Source organism: Pseudomonas sp. (genome assembly GCF_017744435.1).
GTDB lineage: Bacteria > Pseudomonadota > Gammaproteobacteria > Pseudomonadales > Pseudomonadaceae > Aquipseudomonas.
Genome location: NZ_JAGIBG010000065.1, coordinates 1 through 4,570 on the forward strand (window position 1 = coordinate 1; position 4,570 = coordinate 4,570).

The 4,570-nt window shown below is 65.0% G+C and carries 2 protein-coding genes and 1 tRNA gene; all 3 read left to right on the forward strand.

Annotation, left to right across the window (positions count from 1 at the left end):
* Nucleotides 1-157 precede the first annotated feature (157 nt).
* The 3 genes from J7573_RS25460 to J7573_RS25470 all read left to right on the forward strand — a co-directional run bounded on the left by J7573_RS25460 (nucleotide 158) and on the right by J7573_RS25470 (nucleotide 4,417).
* Nucleotides 158-234, forward strand: a tRNA-Met gene (locus J7573_RS25460).
* Nucleotides 235-482: 248 nt separating this feature from the next.
* Nucleotides 483-3,125: a bifunctional lysylphosphatidylglycerol flippase/synthetase MprF gene (gene mprF, locus J7573_RS25465; RefSeq protein ID WP_294341327.1), complete on the forward strand. Its 2,643-nt coding sequence runs from the start codon at nucleotides 483-485 to the stop codon at nucleotides 3,123-3,125.
* Nucleotides 3,125-4,417, forward strand: a complete 1,293-nt coding sequence (locus J7573_RS25470; RefSeq protein ID WP_294341330.1) for an AcvB/VirJ family lysyl-phosphatidylglycerol hydrolase — start codon at nucleotides 3,125-3,127, stop codon at nucleotides 4,415-4,417. The genes mprF and J7573_RS25470 overlap by 1 nt, the downstream gene beginning before the upstream one ends.
* Nucleotides 4,418-4,570: the final 153 nt, after the last annotated feature.

The following is a 4,570-nucleotide window of genomic DNA, read 5'->3' on the forward strand; positions in this document are numbered from 1 at the left end:
GTTCAAATCCGGCTCCCGCAACCAGATTCGAGAAAAGGCCACTGTTAACGCAGTGGCCTTTTTCTTTGCCTGAAATTCAAGGTCTGAAACAATTGCTTGCCCTTGTGCAGTTAGTGCTTGACTTGCCCGTCCGAATCTATAGAATGCGCCCCTCTGACGCGGGATGGAGCAGCCTGGTAGCTCGTCGGGCTCATAACCCGAAGGTCGTCGGTTCAAATCCGGCTCCCGCAACCATATTCGTCAGAACAAACCCCGCCTGTGTAAAAACAGTGCGGGGTTTGTTGCATTTCGTCGCCTGATAAATCCTTGTACTGCACCCAAACCCGCTCGTTTGAGGTGTCGACTTGAGAATGAACTATCTTTAACACTGCCGGACGACTGAAAGTAACGTTGCCCGGAGTAATATCTGGATACGTTTACCAAAGGGACTTTCACTTGGCCGCAGCTCTTCCCCTCCTCGCGCAACACGCTCGAGGCATCTCATGACATCGCACACCCCCGAACCCCAGGTGCCTCTCGCTTCGGCACTGCCGACTGCTGCCCAGCGCCTGCCTTGGCTGGAACGAATGAGCAGTTACCGTCAGCCAATTGGCCTGGCCGTAACCTTGCTGCTGTTTGCCATGGCGCTGATTGCTTGTCGGCATCTGTTGAGCGAACTGGACATCTACGCCCTGCACGATGCCATGCTCGACGTACCGGCAAAATCGTTGATCGGTGCCCTGCTGGCGACGGTGGCAGGGTTCGTGATCCTGCTGGGCTACGAGTGGTCGGCCAGCCGTTACGCCGCCGTCAAGCTGCCTGCGCGATCCTTGATAATGGGCGGTTTCAGCGCCTTTGCCATTGGTAACGCGATCGGCCTGTCGATGCTCTCGGGCGGCTCGGTGCGCTACCGCTTGTATGCACGCCAGGGCCTCGGTGCCGCCGAAGTCGCACGCATGACCGTGTTTGCCAGCCTGTCCCTGGGTTGCGCACTGCCACCACTGGCGGCGCTGGCCACCTTGAGCAACCTGCCGGCCGCGGCAACCGCCCTGCGCATGCCTTCGACGGTGCTCGCCGGCATCGCCATCGCCGTTCTGGCCATCACCGCCGTGCTGGTGATCGGGCTGTATCGCCGTCGCCTGCCGGAACAACCGCTGGCCGACAACCTGCTGGTCCAGTTGGGGCGCCGCACCCTGCGCCTGCCCGGTGGGCGCCTGGCAGCCCTGCAGTTGCTGATAACCGCACTGGACGTCGCCGCTGCAGCCACCGTGCTTTACCTGCTGCTGCCGGAAGCGCCCCCCTTCGGTGCCTTCGTGCTGGTCTACCTGCTGGCCCTGGCTGCTGGAGTGCTCAGCCATGTACCGGGTGGCGTTGGGGTGTTCGAAGCGATCCTGCTGGCCGCCTTCGCCGACCAGCTTGGCGCCGCGCCACTGGCCGCCGCCCTGCTCCTGTACCGGCTGATCTACGTGGTGTTGCCGCTGCTGCTGGCCTGCGTGCTGCTGCTGGCCAACGAAGCACGCCGCCTGCTGTTCGCCCAGCAAGCGATCAAGGCGGCCTCGGGCCTTGGCGCACCGATCCTGGCGATTCTGGTGTTCCTGTCGGGCGTGGTGCTACTGTTCTCCGGCGCCACCCCGGAGATCGACACACGCCTGGAGCACATGGGCTTCCTCGTGCCACACCGGCTGATTGATGCCTCGCACTTCGGCGCCAGCCTGATTGGCGTGCTCTGCCTGCTGCTGGCCCAGGGCCTGCGCCGGCGCCTGTCGGCAGCCTGGCTGCTGACCACCGTGCTGCTGCTGGTCGGCGCACTGCTGTCGATCCTCAAAGGCTTCGACTGGGAAGAAGCCAGCCTGCTGACCCTGACCGCTGCCCTGCTGGCCGTTTTCCGCCGCTCGTTCTACCGGCCAAGCCGGCTGCTCGAACTGCCGTTCTCACCGGTGTACCTGGTGGCCAGCGCCTGCGTGGTCGGCGCTTCGGTGTGGCTGCTGCTGTTCGCCTACCAGGACGTACCCTATACCCACAAGCTGTGGTGGCAGTTCACCCTCGACGCCGACGCCCCGCGCGGCTTGCGCGCCGCCCTGGGCAGCGCGGTGCTGCTGGTGATTGTCGCCCTGACCTGGTTGCTGCGCACCGCCCGTCCGGTCATTCACCTGCCTGACGACGTCGAGCTGCAGCGCGCCAACCGCATCCTTCTGGCCTCCGACCAGCCCGACGGCGGCCTGGCATTGACCGGCGACAAGGCATTGCTGTTCCACCCCAGCGACAATGCCTTCCTCATGTATGCCCGCCGCGGCCGCAGCCTGGTGGCGCTGTACGACCCGATCGGCCCGGCCCAGGAACGCGCCGAGATGATCTGGCAGTTCCGCGACCTGTGCGACCTGCACCACGCCCGCCCGGTGTTCTACCAGGTGCGCGCAGAGAACCTGCCGTTCTACATGGACATCGGCCTGACTGCCCTGAAACTGGGCGAGGAAGCGCGGGTCGACCTGCGCCGCTTCGACCTCGAAGCCAAGGGCAAGGAAATGAAAGACCTGCGCTACACCTGGAACCGCGGCGGCCGGGATGGCCTGAGCCTGGAGATCCACGAACCTGGCCATGCACCGCTGGCCGAGCTCAAGGAAATCTCCGACGCCTGGCTCGGCGGCAAGAACGTGCGCGAGAAAGGCTTCTCGCTGGGGCGCTTCAGCCCCGAGTACCTGCAGCACTTCCGTATCGCCCTGATTCGTTTCCAGGGCCGGCCGGTGGCCTTCGCCAACCTGCTGGAAACCCACAGCAACGAACTGGCCAGCCTCGACCTGATGCGCGCACACCCCGAGGCGCCGAAGCTGACCATGGAATTCATGATGATCGGCTTGATCCTGCATTACAAAAGCCATGACTACGGCCGCTTCAGCCTGGGCATGGTCCCGCTTTCCGGCCTGCAGCCACGGCGCGGCGCACCCTTGACCCAACGCCTGGGCTCGATGGTGTTCCGCCGGGGCGAACAGCTCTACAACTTCCAGGGCCTGCGGCGCTTCAAGGACAAGTTCCAGCCGGACTGGGAACCTCGTTACATGGCCGTGCCGGCCGGGCTCGACCCGCTGGTGGCACTGGCCGATACTGCCGCCCTGATTGCCGGCGGCCTGACTGGATTGGTGAAACGTTGATGATCCGACGCTATTGGCTGTACGTACTGATTCCCCTGCTGCTGGCCGCCCTGGCCGGCGCTGGGGGCTTTTGGCTGTGGGCCCGCCCTGCCCCCGAGGCACGGCTGGAGCAGTTGACCCTCAATGACACCAGCATCATCCGCGTCACCCCTGGCGTGCACGCCAAGGCCCGGGTCGCCATCGGCGTGCCCCAGGACCAGGCCCTGACCGACAAGCAGCTGATGGACCTGAGCCAGGCTGGCGAGGCGCAGCTGGTCCAGGTGATCCTGCCGCCGAACGACTGCACCAAGCAGCAACAGGCCATGGACCAGGCGCTGACCCAGCTGTCCGACAAACCGACCCTGGTCGCCGGCATCGGCCCGGGCGCAGCCCAGGCATGGCGCTGGCTGGCCACCCAGAGCGACGACAAGGCGCGGGCCATCTCGGTCGACTTCACCCTGGAACAGCCAGGTTGCAAGGTCGAGCTGCCGAAGTCGGCCGCCCACGGCCACTGGAACGTCGCCTGGAACGACAATCCGGACGACGCCAGCGCTGCCTTCGTGCGCGACCAGGCCAACGCCGAAACCAGCATCAGCGACTATGACATCCACCTGCCACAGGTGCTCAAGGCCCAGCTGACCCAGGCCCTGGTCGGCCGCGACGGCAACGCCCTGGCCATCCCGGTGGTAGAAGTCCCGGCCGGGCAGACCACCGACACCGTCACCCTGTTCCTGTCCGGTGACGGCGGCTGGCGCGACCTGGACCGCGATGTGGCCGGTGAAATGGCCAAGCTCGGCTACCCGGTGGTCGGCATCGACACCCTGCGCTACTACTGGCAGCACAAGACCCCGGAGCAAAGCGCCGCCGACCTGTCGGAACTGATGCAGCACTACCGTCAGAAGTGGGGCACCAAGCGTTTCGTGCTGACTGGATACTCGTTCGGCGCCGACGTGCTGCCGGCCATCTACAACCGCCTGCCGGCCGAAGACCAGCAGCGTATCGACGCGGTCGTGCTGCTGGCGTTCGCCCGTAGCGGCAGCTTCGAGATCGAGGTTGAGGGCTGGCTGGGCAAGGAAGGCCAGGAAGCGCCAACCGGGCCGGAAATGGCCAAGCTACCGGCGTCCAAGGTGGTCTGCGTTTACGGTATCGAAGAGACCGACGAGAGCGGTTGCACCGACAAGACTGCAGTGGGTGAACGCATGAAGCTGCCAGGCGGCCACCACTTCGACGAGAACTACCCGGCGCTGGCCAAGCGCCTGATCGACGAGATCGAAACCCGCCAAGGCAAGTCCAGCGTCGCTGCACAGAACTGAAAATGATTGGGGCCGCCTTGCGGCCCTTCGCGGGCACGCCCGCTCCCACAGGATTGCGCTTTCCCTGTGGGAGCGGGCGTGCCCGCGAAGGGCCGCAAGGCGGCCCCAATCATTTTCAGTTCTGTGCAGCGACGCTGGACTTGCCTTGGCGGG

Coding starts and splice junctions, on each gene's coding strand:
- J7573_RS25470 (WP_294341330.1), top strand. CDS start 3,125: ATGATCCGACGCTATTGGCTGTACGTACTGATTCCCCTGCTGCTGGCC.
- mprF (WP_294341327.1), top strand. CDS start 483: ATGACATCGCACACCCCCGAACCCCAGGTGCCTCTCGCTTCGGCACTG.